The following is a 23,356-nucleotide window of genomic DNA, read 5'->3' on the forward strand; positions in this document are numbered from 1 at the left end:
CGCCGGTGCCTCTCGTATATCTCGCGGTGCCGGGTCGACATGTTCAGGCTCTGGCGCGTTCTTGTCGGGAGGGCAGCGGATAGGCGTGTTCTTCGGGTCGGGCTTCGGCGGGGGCCGATCTTTGGTTTGGCTTGGCATCAGTTTCACTCTCTCACATTGAAACAGGACAGCCGCTCTCTTTGTTCCCCGGAATGGTGCCAATTAAAAGGCCCGTCACCTGAGCAGCGGGCCTTTATGATCGTCGGAAGGCGTTAGCTCGCGATCGACCGCGGAACCTCAACCGATGTAAGCTTCAGACAAGGCCCTGGGGGTAGCGCGACATAGTGCGGAATGTGGGCCAGCGTGTCCTTGTAGTGACACTGGCCGTTATGCCGGGTGGGTCCCCCCCCCTAGATCCTCACGAAGTCGGGAAGTCCTAGGCATCGTCGCTGCCCTTCGGCGTAGGCCAAAGCGAAGGATTCCAGCACAAATTTTCGGGTGAATTCTTCGTCGTCCTCGACCACGCGAACGAACCATTCGCCACAGGCTTCGACGACTTCGACCACAGGCTGGCGCACTGCATTTTGTTGCACATTGTCCGTCACAACTTCGCTCCAGGAGCATCGGCGGACCGTCAATTTTCATGACCGGCCAGCGGGGGGGGCTTTCAATTAAGAAAGACATATCGCAAACCCGGTATGCAAAATGGAGTCGGCTCATTCCTCGATTGCTACGGCAGCTCGCCCGCGCTCGACACACCCGATCACTTTTGCCGACGGATAGCCGCTTACGACGATTGTCTCGGCCAGTGCGGCGGCGCTGCGGGGCTCGCAGGCAATCAGCAGTCCACCCGAAGTTTGTGGGTCGGTAAGAAGATCGCGTCGCCATTCCGGCATGCCTTCGTGCAGGCGCACCGCTTCGCTGTAGCTCGCCCAGTTGCGACGCGATGCGCCGGTGAAGAAGCCTTGTTCCGCAAGCGACGAGGCTTGCGCAAAGACGGGAACTTCTTGGTCGCTGATCACGAGTGCGCAGGCGGAGCCGCGCGCCATCTCAAGGGCGTGTCCGAGCAGTCCAAAGCCGGTCACATCGGTCATCGCATGCACGTTTGGATCCTTGGAGAGCTCTGACCCGATCCGATTGAGAAGGGTCGTCGAAGCAATCATCTCCTGATAGCCGCCAGGCGACAGTGCCTGCTTTTTGATGGCCGCGGAATAGATTCCGACGCCGAGGGCTTTGGTCAGGATCAAGGCATCTCCCGGCCTTGCTCGCGAATTGCGCCGGACATCCGCCGGCCGGCAGGTGCCGATCACGGCCAGCCCGTAGATCGGTTCCGGCGCGTCGATCGAATGGCCTCCAGCGACCGGTATTCCGGCTGTGGCGCAAATGTCGCGGCCGCCCTTCAGTATTTCCCGCATGATGTGCGTCGGCAGCTTGTCGAGTGGCATTCCCAGGATGGCCAGGGCCATGATCGGCTGTCCGCCCATTGCGTAGACGTCGGAGAGCGCGTTGGCAGCGGCGATCCGGCCGAAGTCGTATGGATCGTCCACCATCGGCATGAAGAAATCGGTGGTTGCAATCACGCAGGTTGTGTCGTCGATCTGCCAGACCGCAGCATCATCTCCGGTTTCGGTGCCGACAAGGAGTTGCCGAAAGAGGCTGGGTTCCGTCCTCTCGGCGAGCAGTTCCTGCAGGATAGAAGGGGCCAGCTTGCAGCCGCAGCCGCCGCCATGAGCAAGGCTGGTCAGGCGCGGAGGTGCTTCGGTGATATCGCCCCGCGACGCGGGAGCCGTTTCCAACACCACGCCCTACTGTAGTGTCGCATTGCGAAAAGCGTCAATCGCATTTTCCCACGCGCAACATTTGCCGACTCCGATCCGCGCCCTAAATCCACATCAGTTTGACATTGCGCCAATTCGGCTCAAAATGGCGTCCGTATCTCTTGGTTCTGGATGCCCCTATGGGCATGGAATTCGGGAGGAAATCCAGATGAATGTTGAGCTATCACGGCGCGCGTTTCTGCAGACGGCAGGCGCGGGTCTCGCCGGCACGACGTTAGGAGCTCTCGGCTTCACCGATATCGAGGCCGCGCATGCGGCGGCGATACGGTCCTTCAAGCTCGCCAATACGACCGAGACGCGCAACACCTGCCCGTACTGCTCGGTGGCCTGCGGCATAATCCTGTATTCGAAGGGCGATCTTAGAAAGGGTGAGCAGGCCGACATCAACCATATCGAGGGTGATACCGACCACCCGACCAATCGCGGCACCCTGTGCCCCAAGGGGTCGGCTTTGCTCGGCTTCGTGAAATCTCCGACCCGCCTGCAGCATCCGATGGTCCGCAAGCCCGGGTCCGACAAGTTCGAGCCGATAAGCTGGGAAGACGCGCTCGGCCGCATCGCCCGCTTGATGAAGGACGATCGCGACAAGAACTTCGTCGCGAGGAACAATGACGGGGTGACGGTCAACCGGTGGATCACCACCGGCTTCCTCGCCGCCTCGGCTTCGACCAATGAAACCGCGTTCGCGACCTACAAGGTGGTGCGCAGCGCGGGAATGCTGGTGTTCGACAACCAGGCGCGTGTCTGACACGGCCCAACGGTGGCGAGTCTCGCCCCAACATTCGGCCGCGGCGCAATGACCAATTCCTGGACGGACATCAGGAATACGGATCTTGTTGTAATCATGGGCGGCAATGCCGCGGAAGCGCATCCTTGCGGCTTCAAATGGGTCACGGAAGCGAAGGCCAACCGCGGCGCCAAGCTTATCGTCATCGACCCGCGCTTCACGCGCTCGGCTTCGGTGTCAGATCTTTACGCGCCGATCCGCCAGGGAACGGACATCGCCTTCCTGCTCGGCCTGATCAACTACTGCATCCAGAAAGACAAGGTGCAATGGGACTATGTGAAGGCCTTCACCAACGCGACCTATGTCGTCAAGCAGGGCTTCGCGTACAAGGACGGCCTCTTCTCCGGCTATGACGAGGCGAAGCGGGACTATGACAAATCCAGTTGGGATTATGACATAGGTCCGGATGGCTTTGCGGTTGTCGACGAGACGCTGGCCAATCCCCGCTGCGTCTGGAATCTGCTCAAGAACCACGTCGCGGTCTATACGCCGGAGATGGTCGAGCGCATCTGTGGCACACCGAAGGAGAAGTTCCTGAAGGTGGCCGCGATGGTCGCGGAAACCGCTTCGCCGACCAAGGCGATGACGTCGATGTACGCGCTCGGCTGGACCCAGCACTCGAAGGGCTCGCAGAACATCCGCGCCATGGCGATGCTGCAACTTGTTCTCGGCAATATCGGCATCCGCGGCGGTGGCATGAACGCGCTTCGCGGCCACTCCAACATCCAGGGGCTGACCGACCTCGGGCTGATGTCGAACCTGCTGCCCGGCTACCTCACGCTGCCGACGCAGAAGGAGCCGGATTTGGCGGCTTACATGTCGACGCGCGGCTTCAAGCCGTTGCGGCCGAACCAGATGAGCTACTGGCAGAATTACAGGAAGTTCTTTGTCAGCTTCCAGAAGTCGATGTGGGGAAGCGCGGCGACGCCGGAGAACGACTTCGCCTATGACTATCTGCCGAAGCTCGACGTGCCGGGCTACGACCTGCTGCGCGCTTTCGAGCTGATGCACCAGGGCAAGATCAACGGCTATTTCTGCCAGGGCTTCAACCCGCTGCAGGCGGCCCCGAACAAGAAGAAGGTGATCGAGTCACTCTCGAAGCTCAAATTCCTCGTCATCATGGATCCATTGGACACGGAGACGGGGCGGTTCTGGGAGAACCATGGGCCCTACAACGATGTCGATCCGTCGCAGATCCAGACGGAGGTCTACCAGCTGCCTTCAACCTGCTTCGCCGAAGACGACGGCTCGCTGGTCAATTCCGGGCGCTGGCTGCAGTGGCATTGGGCCGGCGGCACGCCCCCCGGCGAAGCCAAGCGCGATACGTGGATTATGGCGCAGCTCTATCTGCGCCTGAAAGAGCTCTACACCAAGGAAGGCGGCGCCTTCCCCGATCCGATCGTCAAGCTCAACTGGCCTTATGCCGATCCCGGCGATCCGAAGGCCGAGGAACTTGCCCAGGAGATCAACGGCAGGGCGCTCGCCAGGGTGACCGACACGGCCGACCCGACGAAGGTGCTGGCCGAGGCCGGCAAGCTGCTGCCGGCCTTTGCCGCGCTGCGCGACGACGGCTCGACCGCCTGCGGCTGCTGGATCTATTCCGGCTGCTTCAACGAGAACGGCAACAACATGGCCCGGCGGGATACGACCGATCCGGACGACGCCGGCTTCTATTCGAAATGGGCGTTCTCATGGCCCGCCAACCGCCGCATCCTTTACAACAGGGCGTCGGCTGACCTCACCGGAAAACCTTGGGATCCGAGCCGCAAGGTGATCGCATGGGACGGCACGAAGTGGTCGGGTTACGACGTGCCCGACATTGTGCCTACTGCGAAGCCCGATCAGGTCGGCCCGTTCATCATGAACCCGGAAGGCGTCTCGCGCCTGTTTACCCGGGGCATGATGCGAGACGGACCGTTCCCGGCTCACTACGAGCCGTTCGAGTCGCCGATCGTCAATCCGGTCGCGCCCAAGGTCCGCGGCAATCCGGCCGCCCGCGTCTTCGAGGGCGACATGGCCCAGTTTGCCGAAGCCGCTTCCAAGGAGTTCCCCTATGCGGCGACCTCCTACCGCCTGACCGAGCATTTCCACTTCTGGACCAAGCACGTCATCGTCAATGCGGTGATGCAGCCAGAGTTCTTCGTGGAGATTTCGGAACAACTGGCGGCCGAGAAGGGCATCACCAAGGGCGGCTGGGTCCGCGTCTGGTCGAAGCGCGGCTCGGTTGTGGCGAAGGCCATGGTGACCAAGCGGATCAAGCCTCTCACCTGCGACGGCAAGACCGTTCACATCGTCGGCATTCCGCTGCACTGGGGCTTCACGGGAGCGGCGAAGAAAGGCTTCGGCCCGAACATGCTCACTCCCTTTGTTGGCGACGCCAATATCGAGACGCCCGAGTACAAGGCGTTCCTTGTCAATATCGAGCCCGCACCGGGGCCGGTGGCATAGGAGGAGCAAGCGATGTTTCCTCCCCTTCCCAATCCTTCGACGACGCAGACGGCGCCGCGCCTTTCCGAGAAGGACCTCATCCGCCGCTCGGCATCGAATGTACCTGCCCCCGAGCAGCAGCAGACGGAAGTCGCCAAGCTGATCGACGTCTCGAAATGCATCGGCTGCAAGGCCTGCCAGACGGCCTGCATCGAGTGGAACGACACGCACCCGGAGGTCGGCGTCTTCGCCGGCGCCTTCGAGAACCCTCCCGACCTGACGCCCGACATGTTCACGCTGATGCGCTACAGCGAATGGGACAATCCCGAGACCAACGAGCTCGAATGGCTGATCAGGAAGGACGGCTGCATGCACTGCGCCGACCCCGGCTGCCTCAAGGCCTGTCCGGCGCCGGGCGCGATCGTGCAATATTCGAACGGCATCGTCGATTTCGTCCACGAGAACTGCATCGGCTGCGGCTACTGCATCAAGGGCTGCCCGTTCAACATCCCGCGCATCTCCAAGGTCGACCACACGGCCTATAAATGCACGCTCTGCTCGGACCGCGTCGCGGTCGGCCAGGGCCCGGCCTGTGCCAAGGCATGCCCAACTCAGGCGATCGTGTTCGGCACCAAGGACGAAATGAAGGGCTGGGCCGCCAAGCGCGTCGAGGACTTGAAGTCGCGCGGCTTCGCCAATGCCGGCCTTTACGATCCGCCGGGCGTCGGCGGAACGCATGTGATGTATGTGCTCCATCATGCCGACCAGCCGGAAATTTACTCGGGCCTGCCGAAGGATCCAAGGATCAGTCCGCTGGTGGAGGCGTGGAAAGGTGTGACCAAATATGCAGGCCTCACGGTCTTGGGCGTGGCAGCCGGCGTCGGCTTGCTCCACCACCTGATCATGGGACCGAACAGGGTAACCGAGGCGGATGAGGAGCACGCCGAAGCGTTGACGGAAGGCGACAGCCATGCCCGCCGATGACCTGAAGCCAAACGAACAGATACATCCCGGCAAGCCGGTTGTCGTGGACCGCTACACGGTCGGGGCGCGGATCAACCACTGGATCACGGCGGCCAGCCTGATCCTGCTCGCCCTGTCCGGCCTCGCGATGTTTCATCCGAGCCTGTTCTTCCTGTCCCGCCTTTTCGGCGGGGGTCAGTTCACGCGCTTCATCCATCCGTGGATCGGCGTCGTGCTCTTCTTTAGCTTCCTTGGGCTTTTCCTTCGGTTCTGGAAGGCCAACCTGTGGCAACGCGAGGACGGAACGTGGCTCGCGCGCTTCCGTGACGTATTGGCCAATCACGAGGACAATGTCCCTGAGGTCGGCAAGTACAATGCCGGCCAGAAGCTCGTCTTCTGGTCGATGTCGGTGCTGATTGTGATCCTCATCTCCAGCGGATTGGCGGCATGGGATCAATATTTCTCCCAGTATACGACAATCGATCAGAAGCGCCTGGCCATACTTGTCCACTCCATCGCCGCGGTGGTGATCATCGGCGTCTGGATCGTCCATTTCTACTCGGCCATTTGGGTGCGCGGCACCATTCCCGCCATGACCCGCGGACGGGTGACTGGCGGCTGGGCCTGGCGGCATCACCGCAAATGGCTCCGGGAGCTCGTCTCCAGATCGAGCAAGGAAACAGGATCGTCGGGGTCGAAGCCCGCCGAATAGAGCGAGCGCTGGCGGGATGACTTTTCCGCCCTAGCTTTTGTGTTTGCGCATGATTGTGTGCGCCGGTCAGGCACCACGTGGCCCGTGCGGTTCGTGAGGTTCGAATGCCAAGACAGATCATTCCGGCCGGTTCCGACCCCACCGCCATTGGCGAAGTCTCCGCTCCTCCTTTTGCCCGCCTTCCTGAGCCTGTGCTTCTGTTCTCTCGCCGCGCTGAGCGCTGGAACACGCTGGCGGCAGGCCATGACCTGGGTCCTTACCTTCGCTTTCTTGCCGCTCTCGCCGATGCGCAGCACCGCATCCAGGAAGGCTTGGCGGAGCCGGAGATGCCTGATGCCGCAGCGCGCGAGCGTGCCCGCAGCTTTGGAATGCCGCCGCTCGACCGCGGCAACCTTGCGCCCGACACGGCCGCCGAGACGCTCGACCGCCTGGTCGTAGCGGCGTCGGAGATCGACAAGACGGTCGCCGCGGCCGATGCGCTGGACCGTTTGAAGCAGGCTACTCCGGCGAAGCGTGGTGGCATGGTGCGCAATGTGCTCGCCGACGCGATTCCAATGGAGGCGCTCGCCGAGCATGTCTATGTCGCGGCCGCGCTGCAGGTTCACTTCGCTCGTCTCGCCGCCCGCCTCGATGGCCGCGCGCTGGTGCCGGTAGGCGACGGCGCATGCCCCGCCTGCGGCAGCCCGCCGACATCCTCGATCATCGTCGGCTGGCAGGGCGCTCACGGGGCGCGGTTCTGCGCCTGCTCGCTGTGCGGCACATTGTGGAACTACGTGCGCATCAAATGCACGCTGTGCGGCTCGACCAAGGGCATCGGCTACCAGGAGGTCGACGGCGGGCCTGGGACGGTGAAGGCCGAGACCTGCGATTCCTGCGGCTGCTATGTGAAGATCCTTCACCAGCATAAGGATCCCGGCCTCGACCCGGTTGCCGATGACGTGGCCACGCTTGGGCTCGACATCCTCGTCCGCGAAGGCGGCTACCGCCGCGGGTCCTTCAACCCTTTCCTGATCGGCTATTGAGGGCGCGATGACCAGTCTGCCCACAAGCCGCCTGCGCGATCTCCCGTCAGTCGATCGCGTGCTCAAGTGTCCGCTCGCAGCCGCGGCGGTTGAGCGCTTCGGGCAGCAGGCCGCGACGCGCGCCATCCGGGATGCGCTCGAGGAAGCACGGGCCGCCTGCCGTACCGGGGCTGCGGTGCCTGAACCGAGCGACCTCGCCGCCGACGCGCTCGCCCGCCTCAAGGCCGCGGAGCGCCCATCGCTGCGCCCGGTTTTCAACCTGACCGGCACTGTACTGCACACCAATCTCGGCCGTGCGCTCATCGCGGGCGAGGCGTTAGAGGCGATGCGCGCTGCCATGGGCGAAGCGGTGGCGCTCGAATTCGACATCGGGACAGGCAGACGCGGCGAACGTGACGATCACCTGCGCACCCTCATTTGCGAGTTCACCGGGGCCGAGGACGCGACCGTCGTCAACAACAACGCGGCCGCGGTCCTTCTCGCCCTCAACACGCTCTCGCTTGGCCGCGAGGCTGTCGTGTCGCGTGGCGAATTGATCGAGATCGGCGGCTCTTTCCGCATGCCGGACATAATGACTCGCGCCGGCGCGAAACTCGTTGAAGTCGGCACCACCAACCGCACGCACCCCAGGGATTATCTGTCGGCCATCGGTCCGGCGACCGGGCTTCTTTTCAAGGTGCACACGTCCAACTACCGGATCGATGGGTTCACGGCGGAGGTCTCGGCGCGCGAGCTTTCGGCGATCGCCAAGGAGCGCGGTGTGCCTCTCATCCACGATCTCGGTTCCGGCACGCTCGTCGATCTCACACAATATGGACTCATGCACGAGCCTACCGTGGGCGAGGCGATTGCTGCCGGCGCCGATCTCATCACCTTCTCCGGCGACAAGCTCCTCGGAGGGCCGCAGGCGGGTTTCATCGTCGGCCGCAAGGATCTTCTTGCCGAGATCAACCGAAATCCGATGAAGAGGGCGCTTCGCCTCGACAAGCTCCGGCTGGCCGCGCTGGAGGCGACACTGAAGCTCTACCGCAATCCGGATCGCCTGGTGGAACGTTTGCCGACGCTGAGGCTGCTCGCGCGCTCCGCTGCCGATATTGCCGCGCAGGCCCGGCGCCTCGCGCCCGTCCTTTCCAACGTTCTCGGCGATGAATTTGCAGTGGACGTCGCCGACTGCCGCAGCCAGGTCGGATCGGGCGCAATGCCGCTCGACACCGTGCCGAGCGCCGGCCTTGCCATCAGTCACCAATCGGGAAGCGGTCAGGCCCTGGAAGCGCTCGCGGCAGCATTGCGGGCGCTGCCCATTCCGGTGATTGGGCGCATCGAAAAGCAGGCGCTCATGCTCGATCTGCGCTGCCTCGAAGACGAGGCCGGGTTGGCGGCCAATCTTGCGAGCTTGTTTCCAGGAGGCGGTGATGCGGTGGCTTGATCGTCTTGCGCACAAACCGGCCCGGAGATCCGTGACTGACCAGTTAGCCGTCGCCATCGACGCTGCCAAACGCAACGACTACGCCACAGCGCTTGGCATCTGGGAGCCGCTGGCGCGGTCTGGATCGGCTCGCGCCCAAAACAATATCGGCGCCTGCTTTGCCGAGGGGCTCGGCGTTGAGCGTGACGTCAATCTCGCCTTCCGCTGGCTGGCGATCGCCGCCGAAGCCGGCGATCCGGTCGGGCAGCGGAACCTCGCTTCGCTCTGTTTCCGCGGCGAAGGCGTCGAACAGAACTACCGCCGCGCGGCCGAACTCTATCGGGCCGCGGCCGAACAGGGCGACGGACCGGCGCAGGACATGTTGAGCTGGATGTTGCTTGAGGGCGAGGTGATTGAGCCTGACGTTGCCGAAGCGCGACGCTGGGCGCTGGCCGCCGCCAAGCAAGGGATCGCATCGGCGATGACCCGTATCGGCATGCTCTATCACAATGCACTCGGGGTGTCGCGCGATCCTGCCGAAGCGGTCCGCTGGTGGCGCAAGGCCGCGTTGCGTGGCGACGCGGACGGTCAGGCCCTGCTCGGCGCTGCCAGCCATCTCGGGGCTGGCATTCCCGCCGACGCAGTCGAAGCCTATGCGTGGCTCCTGCGCGCACATGCAGGTGGTAGTGTTCTCGCAGGCCGGTACATGGACGCGGCGCGCGCTGCGCTCGCCGCGAACGAAATCGCCGAGGCTGAACGCCGCGCCAGATCGCCGCTCGAGGAGCCTGACCCATGATCGTCGGCACAGCGGGACATGTCGACCATGGCAAGACGGCGCTGGTGCAGACGCTGACCGGCGTCGACACCGACCGGCTGCAGGAGGAGAAGGCGCGAGGCATGACGATCGATCTCGGCTTCGCCTACCTTCCGACGCCGAGCGAGGACATCGTCGGCTTCATCGACGTTCCTGGCCATGAGCGCTTCGTGCACACGATGGTCGCTGGCGCAAGCGGCATCGATTTCGTGCTGCTGGTCGTGGCGGCCGACGACGGCGTCATGCCGCAGACGCGCGAACATCTGGCGATCATCGATCTCCTTGGCGTCAGGCGTGGGCTGGTCTTGCTTTCGAAGTGCGATCTGGCCGACCCGGCACGACGCGCAGCTGTCGCCGCCGACATCCGCTCGGCCCTCGTGGGCACTGTCCTGGAAGAGGCTGGGGTCATCCCTGTGTCCGCAGTCACGGGCGAAGGCATCGGTGACCTCAAGTGCCTGCTGTTCGAAGAGGCATTGCGCTTTGTCGGGCGCTCAGCCTCGGGCCGCTTTCGATTGGCGGTCGACCGCTGCTTTACCCTGCACGGCATCGGTACGATCGTGACCGGCACCGTCCTTTCAGGCTCCGTCGGAGTTGGCGACAGCGTCGTGGTGAGCCCGTCGGGACTTGCCGCGCGCATTCGCTCGATCCACGCCCAGAACAGGGTAGCCGAGCGCGGCCGCGCCGGAAGCCGTTGTGCGCTAAATCTGGCCGGTGACGGCGTCAGCAAGGAGGCGATCCGGCGCGGAGATATGATCCTCGATCCCGCGCTTCACGCGCCGACGGATAGGATCGACGCCGAGCTGCGTGTGCTGCGTAGCGAGCGAAAGCCGATCGGGCAATGGTTCCCGGTGCGGCTCCATCACGCAGCGACCGAGGTCGGGGCCAGGATCGTTCTTCTCGCCGATGAGCCCATAGCACCAGGCGGCACGGCCAAGGTCCAGATCGTTTTGGAGAGCCCGATCGCTGCTGTGGCCGGCGACGCCTACGTGATGCGCGACACCTCTGCGCAGCGAACCATCGGCGGCGGGCGCTTCATCGACCTTAGGGCACCGAGCCGGAAACGCCGCTCACCGGAACGGCTGGCCAAACTCGAAGCGCAAGCCAACCCTGTTCCGGAAAAGGCCGTCGCCACGCTGCTCGACACACCGCCCCGCTACCTGGACCTGGGAGCCTTCGCCCGCGACCGCGCGCTCGGTGCCGATGAGGTCGCAAGCCTGATCGATCGCCTCGGCCTTGCCACCATTTCCGTCGGTGAGACGCAGTTCGCGGTCTCGTCAATGCGTTGGGCTCGGTTCAAGCATGATCTGAGCATAATCCTGGAGACCTTTCACGCCGACAACCCGGATTTACCGGGCATCGGCATGGAAAAGCTGCGCCTTCAGCTCGATCCCTGTCTTCCTGCGCCGGCCTTCGCTGCTGCCATGCGAAGTCTGGCCCGCGCCGGCCAGATTGAGCTCGACGGCGCCTGGATACGGCTTCCCGGCCATGAGGTCCGTCTCGCGGCCAGGGAGGAGGCACTATGGCGTGAGATCGAGCCGCTGATAGCCGGCCCTGTGAGATTCCACCCCCCAAGAGTGCGCGACATAGCGGGCGAGCTTGGCAGGCCGGAAGCGGAAATCCGCAAACTTCTGAAGCTTACCGGGCGCATCGGTATGGTGCATGAAGTTGCGCATGATCACTTCTTCCTTCGCTCGGCGCTGGCTGAGATCGTCGAGATCGTCTGCAATCTGGCGGCAGAGCATGACGGGCAGTTCAGCGCCGCACAGTTTCGCGACAGTGCGGGCAGCGGGCGCAAGGTCGCCGTTCACATCCTTGAATTTCTCGACCGGCACGGCGTCACCTTGCGGCGCGGCGACCTGCGGCGCATCAACAAACATCGGCTGGACCTGTTTCGCCGTGAGGACGACAACGGCCCGCCGAAAGAGGCCTCTGGAGGAGCATCGTCCCCGGTGGGGCGTCCGGACTTCAAATCCGGGAGGGGCCGCGAGCCGGTCCTTGGTGGGTTCGACTCCCACTCTCTTCCGCCATCCTCTTAGAGTTGGCCCTGAACATGTGTTGGATCTTTCCGAGGAGGCGACGCGATGCCAGCAGCCTTTATGCTTGAACTGAGGACTGCGGCCGAGGCCGCCAAGGCTGCGGAGACGAGTTTCCGGCACGAGGCGGCAAGGCGGATTGCAGCGCTGGAGCAGGACCGCGCATTCGCCTTCAGGCGGCTCAACCTCATGCAGGTGATCGCCGATGCCATGGCCCCGGCGGAAAGTGAGGATATCGCCGTGGCGAGCGCCTTCGCCGCTTTGCGCACTCGCCTCGGCTGGAATGCAGACAGCGATGCGCGCTTGGAGGTGATCTCGCATTTTGGCCCGATCGCGCAAGCAATGTACCGGGATTCAAGCGGAGACCAATCCGCCAACATTCACGCCGCGCTCGCGGAGTTCGAGCATTGGTATTCTGAAACCCGGAGCTCCAGCTTCTGGGCCCTGTTTGAGCAGCAGATACCGGACACGCCTGTTGTCGATTTCTGAAGAATGCAAGTCCATGGAAACCTGCGGATCAGGATTTTGGACCAGACCACCAGCATGCCTATGCTGGCGAAAGCTGAGAACATGCTGGCATTTTTCGCTAGCCATTCGCAGCGTTGTCCTCGTGCGTCCGATGGCGAACAACGTTCCCTTCTTATTGCTCGCCGCGCGACGAGCTACTGGGCTGGCGTGCTGCCGGGAATGAGCAGGAAGCCCCGCCTGACGCGGTGCGCTCTTGAGGCCCTAAGATTTCCGGGCCATCGAGTCGATGCTCCGCCAGTTCTGTGTCAACGCGCCTCCTCATCATGTTTCCAGAAAATCCAGTCCGCGGTAACATGTGACAGAGGGACATGCACCAACCTCAGAAAGGGAGGTCCGCCATGAAAGTCAAAGACGCTATGCACAAGGGTGTCGACTGGGTCAGCCCCGAAACCGCCGTCACCGAACTGGCGAAATTGATGCGAGCCGGGGACATCGGTTCGATTCCAATCGGAGAGAACGACCGGCTGATCGGAATGGTGACCGACCGCGACATTGTCTGCAAAGGACTGGCGGAGGATGGTTTCGACAGCCGCTCCGCGACGGCGCGCGATGTCATGACGACCGGCATTCACTGCTGCCGCGAAGACGACGATCTGGCCAAGGCCGTGCGGCACATGGAGGAACTGAAAATCCGCAGGTTGCCGGTGATCAACAAGAGTATGCGGATGGTCGGCATCCTCAGCGTCGGCGACGTCGGTCAGTCGGCGCCGAGGGAACTTGTGTCCGAGTACGTCAAGAGCGTTTCCGCCCACCACCACTGAAGGGCGGCTCGCCCGGCGGATAGCCGATATCCGTCGGGCTTCGCCCATGCTCTCGATCGAAGACCTCAACCGGCCACTGCGCGCCGGCAGTAATGTCCCTCCTCGTGGCCAAGCTCGACCGCCTCTCGCGCGACATTATTGCCGACTTGATGGACCAGCGTGTCGTTCATCGTCGCAGAACTCGGTGCCGACACTGACCCATCATGCTGCACCGCTACACCGCCCTGACCGAGAAGGAGCGCCGGCAGCCCGAGCGGCGTGGCGAAAGCTGGGTAATTTCACGAAATGCCAACGATGCAACTGCGAACGTCGCCTGGCCCGGTTGAGGCCGCGAACAGTCCGCCTAAATCGTGTTGCCTATCATCGCTTGCCTTCAACGAATTACGCGGCTCAAAGATCGACGCTCGCAAAGGCATCGGGACTCGGACGCAAGCCGCAGCCGACCCCAGCCCAAAAAAGCTCCAGCGAAGCGATATAGCCGAGATTACGTTGCACGCGCGATGCAACGAAAGCCAAGGTGGCAGGTGGATGTGTCGACCGGCTGCGCCATGCGAGCGGCTGGGCGGTAACGCCGGCAGTAGCTAGGGGCGCACAGGAAGGACCCGCCTTTGGTGACCTTGCGCGGAATCCTGATGTCGGGCGTCAGCGGATCGTAGCTCGCCTCGCGCTCGCCGCCGCGCGGATTGTCCATCGTGCAGCACGGGCTCTCGATCCGGCGATGCTCCTGGTACCAGTCCGTGGTCCACTGCCAGACATTGCCGGCCATGTCGTAGAGCCCGTAGCCGTTTGCCGGGAACGAGCCGACCGGGGCGGTCCATTCGTAGCCGTCCTCGCATTCGTTGCGGAACGGGAACTCGCCCTGATAGGTGTTGGCCATATGCTGGCCGCCGGGGGTCATATCGTCGCCCCAGGCGAATTCTGCGCCGTCCAGCCCGCCGCGCGCGGCGAACTCCCACTCGGCCTCAGTCGGCAGCGACTTCCCCGCCCAATCGGCATAAGCTTCCGCATCCTCGTAGGCGATGTGCACGACAGGATGGTTTTCGAGCCCTTTGAGGCCGTTGGCAGGCCCGCGCGGATGCCGCCAGTTTGCTCCCCGAACGTATGCCCACCAGTTGTAATGATTGTTGCGATCGATGCCGCGCGGGGGCCTGACGAACAGGGCTGAAGCCGGCGCCAATGAATCTGCGCTGGCTCCGGGATAGTCCGCGGCATTTGCCGGCCGCTCGGCAAGCGTGACGTAGCGGCTGGCCTCGACGAAGCGCCTGAACTCGGCATTCGTGACCGTGGCGCGATCCATCCAGAAGCCGCCGACGACGACGCGATGCGCCGGCGCCTCTTCCGGATAGTGGCTGTTCGAGCCCATCAGGAATTCGCCGCCGGGGATCCAAAGCATATCGCCGTGTGACGAGACCGCAGGCTTTGGGGCAGATCGTGCCTCAGTCATCGGGTGGTCTCGTCTGAACGGCAGACCGCATCCGCCTTTCAATCCCCCGCAGCGAACATCTCTTCCGGGCTTGGTGTCACCAGCGGTGTGAAGTACGTCAACCGTACCGCTTCAAGCAGCAACAGCGGAGGTTTCATCTGGGTTGCGAGCTCGGTAATCCTTGCCTGCAACGCCTTGACCTTATCAGGATACTTTTCGGCCAGATTGGTGGCTTCCGATTTGTCCTGTGCCAAATTGAACAGCTCTATCTTTTGCGGCAACGTTGCCGACCATACCAGTTTCCATTCGCTCTCGCGTACCGCGCCGGTCATCGGATCGACATTGTAGACGATCTCCGTGCGCGGCGAAGGTTTGCCCTCGCTGATGGCCGGCCACATATCCATGCCGTCCAGCGGTTTGTCCTTGCCAGGCTTGGCACCAGCCAGCCCAGCCAGTGTTGGCAACATGTCAACGACGTGCATAAGGCCGTTGAAGACACCAGGCTTGATCTTGCCGGGCCAGTTCATGAAGGCAACCGAGCGAGTACCTCCCTCATAGAGGGTGCCTTTGCCGTCGCGATAGGGACCATTATCCGCAGGCAGCTTGCCGTTCACCTTCGAGTCACCTGTGAACATCGAGTTGGTGACACCGCCATTGTCGCTCATGAAAACGATCAGGGTGTTGTCGCGAATCCCCTTCTTCTCGAGGGCAGCCACGACATTTCCTATCTCATCGTCGATCACCGAGATCATGGCGGCATAAGCTCTCCGGTTCTCGTCGGCGATGTTCTTATACCGATCAAGATATTCCTTCGGCGCCTGGAACGGCGTGTGGGGCGCGGTGAAGGCGAGATAAAGAAAGAGGGGCTTCTTCTGATCGTGAGTCTTGATGACCCGGACGGCCTCCTGACCGAACAGGGTGTTGTCGAAGCCCGGCTCCTTGATCGGCTTGTTGTTCCTGTACCAGTCCGCGATACCGTGCGAAGCATGTTTGAAATGGTCGATCTCGCCGACCGTTGCCCCGTAGAACGAATCAAACCCACGTTGTTTCGGCCAGTAGTCGGTCTTGGCATGGCCAAGATGCCATTTGCCGCTCATCGCCGTTTGATAACCCGCATCTCTCAGGATTTGCGGAAGAAGGGTCTCGTCAAGCGGAAGGCCATAGGTTCCCGCGGCGGGGACAACGCCAACCTGCATACCATAGCGTAACGGATAGCGGCCGGTCATGAGAGCGCAACGCGTTGGTGTACACATCGGCTGCACGTAATATTCTTCGAGCTTCGCCCCCTCTGCGGCAAGCTTGTCGATGTTGGGCGTCTTGATGTCCGAGCCGTGGTAGCCGACGTCTTTCCACCCCTGATCGTCCGCAACGATGAAGACGACGTTGGGCTGCGAGGGCTGAGCCGCCGCCGGCTGAACGCCTGCGAGGCCGGCAAGCGCCCCCGAAAGGCCAGCAGGAGCGGCAAACCGCGTAACGGCTGCCGCGGTACCTGCCATCAATGCATCCCGACGCGTAATTCTGTTGGTTATGCCGGCTTCAGCCGGGAAGTCACGATCGTTGCTCATGTTACGCCCCTGCTCTGCTGGTTCATGCCGTTCCACTCAAACCCATGCGCGTCTGATCTTACGCAGATCATCTCTCCCGCAGCCTGAAGCAGCTACGCGTTCGTTTGGCCTCGACTTGACCGCCAGCTGACGAGAGATCTCTCGCTCCCCGAATGGAGGTCAGCGCCGTCATGCCCTCGCCAGGCAGCCGACGGCTCCACAACAGTAATTGCTTCAGGGGCATTCGATGTCCTCTGCGCACGTCTCTGAAGTGGTCCTGCCTGTTCATGCTCCCCACTCGCCGTGCGTCGGCGATGTTCCCGCGCTATTTGGTCTCGCGCAATTCAGCTTAAGCTATAGCTAATACAACTGTACTGCTATCCACTTTGCGCAAAGGATGTATTTTTTGGCCTCATGGGCCTGCATCGCCTTCGCACAGAGACGCTCCGCTCAGCCCAGACGAACCTGCTTATGCAGCCTGGGGGTATGTCCAGCCGCAGGCGCTGCCGCGAACCGACTGCTTCGTGACAACCTCTATTGGGCGGCCGAGAATTGATAGGTTAAGCCGAGTATCGGGCCTTGCTGAGTGAGTTTGTTCACGAAGCCGTCGTGGCTATAATTATCGTGCACGGCCCGATACCCGACGAACATCGACATCTTGTCGTTGAACTGATAGCCGGCGCCGCCCATCACATCCCACATGGATTTGGATCCCGCGCCGAAACCACCGACGAGGCCCCAGCCGGCCAGATAGATTCCGTTACCAACGTCGGCCTTGAATTTGGCGCCGATCACCGGGTCGACCCACGTATCGCCGTCACTCGCCGAGCTGCCATCAAGCGCACCGCCATGGAAGTCGAAACTGTTGTCGACCGACCAGAGGCGGGCGCCGGCCACAAGGTCGAAATTCGTCCCATCCTGATAATAAACGCTGTAACCGCCGAGCGCTGTCCCCATGAAAGTGCTCACAGTCGCATCAATGTTGGAGGCGAGGATTCCCTTCGGGGTGCCGATGTTGGCGTCGAGCTTGGCGTAGACTATGTCCGTGCTGATTGTGAAAGGCCCGTTGCGAGCTTCCGTCAGCCCCATAAAGCCGAATTTGAGGTGATTCAGCACGTCGCCGAAACTCACGTCGACATCCTGAGGCGGGAATCCGAAGAGGCCGCTTTCGCCCTTGATTCCCGATATCCAAAGGTACGGTGCGACAGTGAAGGTCCAACCTTGATCTTGCTGCTTGGCAACATCTGCCGCGAGCGCGTTGGCCGCACAAAACACCGATACTGCCCCTGCGCCGAGGGCGACCAAGCGAAGTCTATTCATGAACATTCCAATTTGCCCCTCGTAACCAGTTAGACGTGGCGAAGACTCCGCTGCGACCTGCCCCATGTCGTATCGGATGCTCATCTTAGAAGGTCTGCTGCGTCATACCCACTGCAGCAGCGCTCTATGCCCGCGGTGCGCCCAAAAAAGGTCCTGACCATTGTCCCCGGCTAGCCGTTCTTCGGCGTTTTTTGCACGCTAATCATATGGCGCGATTTGGGTTTAAGGTATAGCTAATATAGCAGTGCGGCAATCCATTTTGCGCAAAGGGACGCCTTGCTTGACCTCGTGGCCCTCATCGCCTTCGTATAGGGATGTGCAACTTGGCCCTGACGACCTTACCAGCGCCGCCTCTGGTCTGCCCGTGAAGGTCGATAGGCTTTCGGCCGGCTGGCTTCCGTCGCGCATCCGGCAATTCCAGTTCCCCGGCAAGTGGGCGCTCGACCTGCCCGAATTCAATTGCGCCTTCCGCGCCAGGGGTGGTTTCGATCCAGGCTCCGTGGCGTTGGTCGCTATCGAACGGGCCTGTGGCTCGACAATATGCGGCATTCCGCTCGAAGACGACTTGATCTTGGCTATCCCTGCGGCACCAACGTGACGGCAACGGTTCAGTCCGGCCTCACCTACGCCGTCGCCATAGTTCCGACCGCGACCTGGATGGAGATCCAGTCGGTTGCCACGGGGGTGGTCCTCGAACAGGTCAGCGATCGCCCGGCCGCAGTTCGGCTCGCCGCCGATGAAGCGCAAAGAATCCGAAGCCAGATGAAGTCCATGGCAGACCGCCTCGGGACAGTTGCAGGCGGCTCGGTTCTGCCGGAGCAGCCTCCAGGTGCGTTCCTGGAATATCTAGAGGTGGCGGCTGACGCCTTCGCGGGCGCAGACAGTCGTGAGACCGGGACAGCCGGTTCCGCGAATCGTCATTTCAGACAAGCGTCAGCGGCCGAGGATTTCATTCGTACTCATATCCGTGAAGACATACCCATTGTTCGACTGTGCAAGGAAATCGGTGTCAGCCGTCGACAGCTCGAGTACGCCTTTCGTACCACCTTCGCTGTAACCCCGCTCGAATTCATCAGAGCGCTCCGCCTCAACGAAGCCAGGCGGCTCCTTACCACGGCACGTGCTAACGGCTTGAGTGTTACGACGATCGCTATGGATGTGGGGGTCACCCATCTGGGCCGCTTCGCCGCGAATTATCGCCTGTTCTTCGGCGAATCTCCCAAGGAAACACTTCAGCGTGCCGGAAGATCGTGACGGGACGTAACGTGCGCGGAGAAATGCGCTGCGGCACTATTGCAAGCAGTTCGATGGAATTTGCGCAATCCGGATAGAAGTCGCGCTCGCGAATTAGTATATTCTAAGATGCTAATAATATGCAGCTTCCGGCCCGCAAGGTCGGGAGTGGGTCCAGTTCGATTTCGGTTCGGCACAGGCTTGCGTCGGGCGCGTCGCTGCATCGGCCGGAAATCATAAACGCAGGGAGCAGTGAGCTCCTGGGGAGGATGTAGAATGACAAGACCTAGCTTGAGATTGACCGGCGCCGCCGGGATCGCCGTCGCCTTGATGTTTGGCGGGCTCGTCGATGCCCTTGCACCCTTCGCCCCTTTCGTCGGCGATGCGCAGGCGCGAGTTGGTCATCCGCTCACGCCCGGCAGCGTCGCAGGTGTCGCGAGGCGTACCACTCGCCGAACGATCCGCCGCTCGACCATTTACGTGACCAGGCTCCCGGCAGCGTGTGTGAAGACCTCGATCAACGGCACCGTGTTGTGGCACTGCGGCAGCACGTATTATCAACCCTACGGCGGACGCTACGTCGTCGTCCACGTACATTGAGAGGGAGTGGACCTCGTCAAAGTCTGGTCGCGCTGTCGACCGAACATTGCCCGAGCGCCCGATGAGCAACGCACTGCCCATTCGAATTGGTATTCTGCTGTCGGCCGTCGTTCCGATTTTCTTTTGGGTGCTGGTTGGAACCTCCTGGGCACAGCAGCCTCCCGTCGGTGTGCCGCCCGAAAAGGCACGGCAGTTCCTCGACCTGCTGTCCGACCCGGAGGTGAAGGTATGGCTCGAAGGAAAGATACCGGCAGCCGCCGAGGAACCGCCTGCCGCGTCGCTCGCCGACGCGATCTCCAACTGGGAGGTAGCCGTTCGCGCACGTCTCGTCGCGCTCGCCGATGCCATTCCCCGCATCCCGCAGGAGCTAGCCAACGCTGCTGGCGTCGTCTCGCGCGACGTGAATTCAGGCAGGCCCGGCCTTGTGATCCTGATCCTGGCAGTCCTGATTGTCGTCGGCTTCGGCGCCGAGTGGCTGGTCCGCCGGGCGTTGGCGCCGGGCGGTTTTGACGGAACGGTCGATCCGGGACAGGCGGTTCTGTCCGAGGTCGCTTCCTTGCTGACGTTTGCTCTGGCCAGCATCGGCTCATTGCTCGCGTTCGAATGGCCGCCTTTGCTACGCCGCATCGTGCTGACCTCGCTGCTCGCCTTCATCGCCGTGCGTGTCGTCCGCACAATAGTCAGGTTGCTGTTTGGACTTGCCGGCGCGGGAGGAGGAACATCGGATGAGGCGCCGACGGCAATCCCTGTCGCAAGCGAGACCGTGCAGCGTTTCTGGCTTTGGCACGTGAGCCTTATCGCCGGGTTTCTGCTGTTTGGCTGGGCTGTGGTCAGCTTCATGCCCAGCATCGGTTTCTCCATCGACGTGGTACAGGTGGTTGCCCTGCTTTGTGGCCTGGGCATGCTGGCCGTCGCCATCGAAATCGTCTGGCGGCGGCCGGGCCGGACAGCTTCCGCTGTCAGGCAATCGCTGCTGACGCTCTACCTGATCGCGCTTTGGCTGGCTTGGGTAGCAGGACTGCTCGCCATGTTGTGGCTCGGCCTCTATGCGTTGCTGTTGCCGGCGGCGGTGCGTGGAGTTGGCAACATCGCAAAATCCTTTGCCGGCAGAGCGCAGCGCAGTAGTGCCTTCGGCGTCATGCTGAACGTGCTGATCGACAGGGGTGCCAGGGCAGTGGTGATTGGCGCTGCGGTCGCTTGGCTCGCCTATATCTGGCGCATCAGGGCTGCAGCCCTTGCCGGCAGTGAAACCGGTGCGGTCGTGATTTCAGGCCTGCTCAATAGCATCATCGTCCTCCTGGTTGCGGATCTGCTTTGGCAGCTGGCGAAAGCGTTGATCGCTTATCGGATGGAGCTTGCGCCAAAGGAAGGGTCCAATGCCGACGACCTTGCCCGCAGCGGCCGGCTGCGCACGTTGCTGCCGATATTCCGCAACGTGCTCGCTGTCTTCATCGCGGCGGTCAGCGTGCTGACAATTCTGTCCGGACTCGGCGTGCAGATCGCGCCTTTGATCGCCGGCGCGGGTATTTTCGGAGTTGCCATCGGCTTCGGTTCGCAGACGCTGGTCAAGGACGTGCTGAGCGGCGTTTTCTATATGCTCGATGATGCCTTCCGTGTCGGCGAGTATATCCAGAGCGGCAGCTATAAGGGCACTGTCGAATCATTCAGCCTACGGTCAGTCAGGCTGCGGCATCACCGCGGCCCGATTTTCACCGTGCCGTTCGGCGAGCTCGGCGCCATCCAGAACATGAGCCGTGACTGGGTGATGGACAAGATGGCTGTCAGTGTCACCTACGATTCTGACGTAGACCTCGCTCGCAGGCTCATCAAGAAGATCGGTCAGGACCTGGCCGCGGATCCTGAGTTCGCGGCCGATACGATTGAGCCGCTGAAAATGCAAGGCGTCGACAGCTTTGGCGACTCCGGAATTGAGCTCAGGCTGAAGCTGATGACCAGGCCGGGAACGCAGTTCGGCATCAAGCGGCGAGCGTTCATGATGATCAAGAAGGCATTCGACGAGAACGGCATCAAGATCGCCGTTCCCACCGTGCATGTGGAGGGTGGCGGAGACAACGCGGCCGCCGCGCAGCAACTACTCAAAATGAAGGGCGCTGCGAGCTAGCGGCAAGCCCGGCGCCTGCCGGCACCTAATCGGTCACACCCCTAGAGACTACCCGCAGCCATAATGTCGAAGAATCGTCCTTCCGCGGGGGCGGACGGTCAGTGGTAGTAGATGCCGCCATCGACGTTGAGCGCCTGTCCGGTGACGAAGGCCGACAAGTCCGAGGCGAAGAACAGCACCGGTCCGACGACATCCTCCGGCGCGCCGAGGCGCTTCAGCGCCGCGACGTCCTCCCAATGGCGGATCGCGGCCTCGTTTCCCAGATTGTTCTTGCCCATCTCGGTCAGGATGATGCCGGGGCAGATCGCATTGACGGTGACGCCGTCCATGCCGACCTCCTGCGCCAGCACGCGGGTCAGCGTGATCACCACAGCCTTGGTCGCCGCGTAATGGCCCTGGGTCGGCACGCCCTGCCGCCCGGCGATCGAGGCGATGTTGATCACCCTGCCCGATTTTTTGGCGCGCATGTGCGGCAGCACCGCCTGGCACATCATCAGCACGCCCTTGGCGTTGACGTCGAAATGTGCGTCCCAATTGGCCTCGTCGAGGTCCTGGAGCAGGCTGGGCTTCAAGATGCCGGCATTGTTGACCAGCACATCAATACTGCCGGCCGCCTTGAGCAGCGCCTGCGCAGTCGCGTCGATGTCCTTCTTCTTGCTGACGTCCATCGTGTAGACATAGGCCTTGCGCCCGGCCGCCTCGATCTCGCCCTTTGTCACGTCAAGCTCCGCCGCTTGTGACGGCAGATCGGTGATGGCGACATCGAAGCCTGCCTCCGCCAATCCCTTGGCGAGCGCCCTGCCGACGCCGCGGCTCGCGCCGGTGACGAGAGCCGTCTTGCCCTTGGCCTCAGGAAGAATGGTCATGCTGCTTGCACCTTTGATGTCTTGAGCGGAAGCGAATGCATTGCCGCGACCGTGTCGTCGAACGAAACGAGCTTGCCGTCGGAGCCGAGCCCCATCGCCACTTTGGCGGCAACGGCGGTGGCGAAGCGCGCCGACTGCTCGAGGTCCCAGCCCTTGACGATGCCGACGATGATGCCGGCGGTGAAGGAATCGCCGCAGCCCGTCGTGTCGAAGACCTGAACGTCGAAGGCAGGCAGGTGGAAATCCTCGCCATGCTCTGGCGAAACATGGACGCCATCGGCGCCGAGCGTGAGGATACAGTTCTTCACGCCCCTCGCCTTGAAGAAGGCGGCGACGCGGGCCGGGTCCCGGTCATGCGCCATCTCGCCGGCTTCGTCGATACTCGGCACGAAATAGTCGATATGGGGCAGGCACGGTTCGACCAGCTTCCACGTTTCGGGCGTTGCCTGGATGAGGTCGAAGGTGGTGACGCGGCCAAGCTCCTTGGCACGCTTCAACAGCTTGACGGTCGGCTCGCCATCAAAACGCTTCAACAGGCCCGTGCCGCCGACATGAACGACGGTCGCATCGAGCGCGGCGTCGAGATCGGCTTCAGCCACTTCGAACACGGCGGCAGTGCCCGGCACATGCAGCGCCGGCCGCTCGCCGTTCGGCCGCACCGGCAGGATGGTGGACGAGGTCTGGACGCTGCCGTCGCGGCGCACGAGGCCGCACTCCAGGCCGTATTTTTGCAGCTTGGCGAGGAACCAGTCGCCCATGTCGTCGGTGCCGACGGTGGTGACCGCGCGCGTCTTCAGCCCGAGAATGGCGCAATCCATGCCGGTTGCGCCGGCCGTGCCGGCGACCGTCATGCGGATCTCCTCGATATAGTCGGCGCGGCCGCCTTCGGGGATGTGCGACACCGGCCGCCCCAGAATGTCGAGGACGTAGAAGCCGATCGAGCTGACGTCGAATTGTGGCATGGTTGGCGGACCTTTCG

At 62.5% G+C, this 23,356-nt stretch carries 18 protein-coding genes, 1 tRNA gene and 1 pseudogene; 13 read left to right on the plus strand and 7 right to left on the minus strand.

Annotation, left to right across the window (positions count from 1 at the left end; genetic code table 11):
* Positions 1 to 389 precede the first annotated feature (389 nt).
* On the minus strand, positions 390 to 584 hold the full coding sequence (locus RFN30_RS16815) for a hypothetical protein (RefSeq protein ID WP_320263203.1): 195 nt from the start codon (positions 582 to 584) through the stop codon (positions 390 to 392).
* A 111-nt stretch (positions 585 to 695) separates the two neighbouring features.
* Positions 696 to 1,745: a selenide, water dikinase SelD gene (gene selD / locus RFN30_RS16820; RefSeq protein ID WP_320263444.1), complete on the minus strand. Its 1,050-nt coding sequence runs from the start codon at positions 1,743 to 1,745 to the stop codon at positions 696 to 698.
* A gap of 220 nt (positions 1,746 to 1,965) precedes the next feature.
* On the opposite strand from selD, the gene fdnG reads away from it, so the two are divergent.
* From fdnG to RFN30_RS16870, 10 genes and pseudogenes are all read left to right on the plus strand, one after another.
* Positions 1,966 to 5,052 (plus strand): formate dehydrogenase-N subunit alpha, encoded by a 3,087-nt coding sequence (gene fdnG, locus RFN30_RS16825; protein WP_320263204.1) that lies wholly within the window; start codon positions 1,966 to 1,968, stop codon positions 5,050 to 5,052.
* Between the two features lie 12 nt (positions 5,053 to 5,064).
* On the plus strand, positions 5,065 to 6,015 hold the full coding sequence (gene fdxH / locus RFN30_RS16830) for a formate dehydrogenase subunit beta (protein WP_320263205.1): 951 nt from the start codon (positions 5,065 to 5,067) through the stop codon (positions 6,013 to 6,015).
* Positions 6,002 to 6,706 carry a formate dehydrogenase subunit gamma gene (locus tag RFN30_RS16835; RefSeq protein WP_320263206.1) on the plus strand — a complete coding sequence of 235 codons (705 nt, stop codon included), beginning with the start codon at positions 6,002 to 6,004 and terminating at the stop codon, positions 6,704 to 6,706. Before fdxH ends, RFN30_RS16835 begins: the two co-directional genes overlap by 14 nt.
* 104 nt (positions 6,707 to 6,810) lie before the next feature.
* The gene (fdhE, locus tag RFN30_RS16840; protein WP_320263207.1) at positions 6,811 to 7,728 is read left to right on the plus strand and encodes a formate dehydrogenase accessory protein FdhE; all 918 of its coding nucleotides are present in this window, start codon (positions 6,811 to 6,813) and stop codon (positions 7,726 to 7,728) included.
* 7 nt (positions 7,729 to 7,735) lie between these two features.
* Positions 7,736 to 9,154, plus strand: coding sequence for an L-seryl-tRNA(Sec) selenium transferase (selA, locus tag RFN30_RS16845; protein WP_320263208.1), 1,419 nt, complete (start codon positions 7,736 to 7,738; stop codon positions 9,152 to 9,154).
* Positions 9,141 to 9,929, plus strand: a complete 789-nt coding sequence (locus tag RFN30_RS16850; protein ID WP_320263209.1) for a tetratricopeptide repeat protein — start codon at positions 9,141 to 9,143, stop codon at positions 9,927 to 9,929. Before selA ends, RFN30_RS16850 begins: the two co-directional genes overlap by 14 nt.
* A pseudogene (gene selB / locus RFN30_RS16855) lies at positions 9,926 to 11,752 on the plus strand (selenocysteine-specific translation elongation factor); the annotation flags it as partial. The gene RFN30_RS16850 and the pseudogene selB, both read left to right, overlap by 4 nt.
* 126 nt (positions 11,753 to 11,878) lie before the next feature.
* A tRNA-Sec gene (locus tag RFN30_RS16860) sits at positions 11,879 to 11,974 on the plus strand.
* 54 nt (positions 11,975 to 12,028) lie between these two features.
* The gene (locus RFN30_RS16865; RefSeq protein WP_320263210.1) at positions 12,029 to 12,469 is read left to right on the plus strand and encodes a hypothetical protein; all 441 of its coding nucleotides are present in this window, start codon (positions 12,029 to 12,031) and stop codon (positions 12,467 to 12,469) included.
* A gap of 377 nt (positions 12,470 to 12,846) precedes the next feature.
* Positions 12,847 to 13,269 (plus strand): CBS domain-containing protein, encoded by a 423-nt coding sequence (locus RFN30_RS16870; protein WP_320263211.1) that lies wholly within the window; start codon positions 12,847 to 12,849, stop codon positions 13,267 to 13,269.
* Between the two features lie 484 nt (positions 13,270 to 13,753).
* Here the strand turns inward: RFN30_RS16870 and RFN30_RS16875 are convergent, their stop codons facing one another.
* The 3 genes from RFN30_RS16875 to RFN30_RS16885 form a co-directional block, all read right to left on the minus strand.
* Entirely contained in the window at positions 13,754 to 14,713 is a 960-nt protein-coding gene (locus tag RFN30_RS16875) for a formylglycine-generating enzyme family protein (protein ID WP_502572746.1), read from the minus strand.
* Positions 14,714 to 14,751: 38 nt separating this feature from the next.
* Positions 14,752 to 16,257: an arylsulfatase B gene (locus RFN30_RS16880; RefSeq protein ID WP_320263214.1), complete on the minus strand. Its 1,506-nt coding sequence runs from the start codon at positions 16,255 to 16,257 to the stop codon at positions 14,752 to 14,754.
* 513 nt (positions 16,258 to 16,770) lie between these two features.
* Entirely contained in the window at positions 16,771 to 17,556 is a 786-nt protein-coding gene (locus RFN30_RS16885; RefSeq protein WP_320263215.1) for a hypothetical protein, read from the minus strand.
* A 540-nt stretch (positions 17,557 to 18,096) separates the two neighbouring features.
* Between RFN30_RS16885 and RFN30_RS16890 the strand changes: the two genes are divergently transcribed.
* The 3 genes from RFN30_RS16890 to RFN30_RS16900 all read left to right on the plus strand — a co-directional run bounded on the left by RFN30_RS16890 (position 18,097) and on the right by RFN30_RS16900 (position 21,511).
* The gene (locus RFN30_RS16890) at positions 18,097 to 18,810 is read left to right on the plus strand and encodes a helix-turn-helix domain-containing protein (RefSeq protein ID WP_320263216.1); all 714 of its coding nucleotides are present in this window, start codon (positions 18,097 to 18,099) and stop codon (positions 18,808 to 18,810) included.
* Positions 18,811 to 19,065: 255 nt separating this feature from the next.
* Complete coding sequence (locus tag RFN30_RS16895; protein ID WP_430699053.1) at positions 19,066 to 19,389, plus strand: hypothetical protein; 324 nt, start codon at positions 19,066 to 19,068, stop codon at positions 19,387 to 19,389.
* 61 nt (positions 19,390 to 19,450) lie between these two features.
* The gene (locus RFN30_RS16900; RefSeq protein ID WP_430699054.1) at positions 19,451 to 21,511 is read left to right on the plus strand and encodes a mechanosensitive ion channel family protein; all 2,061 of its coding nucleotides are present in this window, start codon (positions 19,451 to 19,453) and stop codon (positions 21,509 to 21,511) included.
* A gap of 98 nt (positions 21,512 to 21,609) precedes the next feature.
* Here RFN30_RS16900 and RFN30_RS16905 read toward each other — a convergent pair whose 3' ends face one another.
* Positions 21,610 to 22,377, minus strand: a complete 768-nt coding sequence (locus tag RFN30_RS16905) for an SDR family NAD(P)-dependent oxidoreductase (RefSeq protein ID WP_320263217.1) — start codon at positions 22,375 to 22,377, stop codon at positions 21,610 to 21,612.
* Positions 22,374 to 23,339 (minus strand): carbohydrate kinase family protein, encoded by a 966-nt coding sequence (locus RFN30_RS16910; protein WP_320263218.1) that lies wholly within the window; start codon positions 23,337 to 23,339, stop codon positions 22,374 to 22,376. The genes RFN30_RS16905 and RFN30_RS16910 overlap by 4 nt, the downstream gene beginning before the upstream one ends.
* Between the last annotated feature and the right edge of the window lie 17 nt (positions 23,340 to 23,356).

Origin of the sequence: Mesorhizobium dulcispinae, from assembly GCF_033977345.1 — a bacterium.
GTDB lineage: Bacteria > Pseudomonadota > Alphaproteobacteria > Rhizobiales > Rhizobiaceae > Mesorhizobium > Mesorhizobium dulcispinae.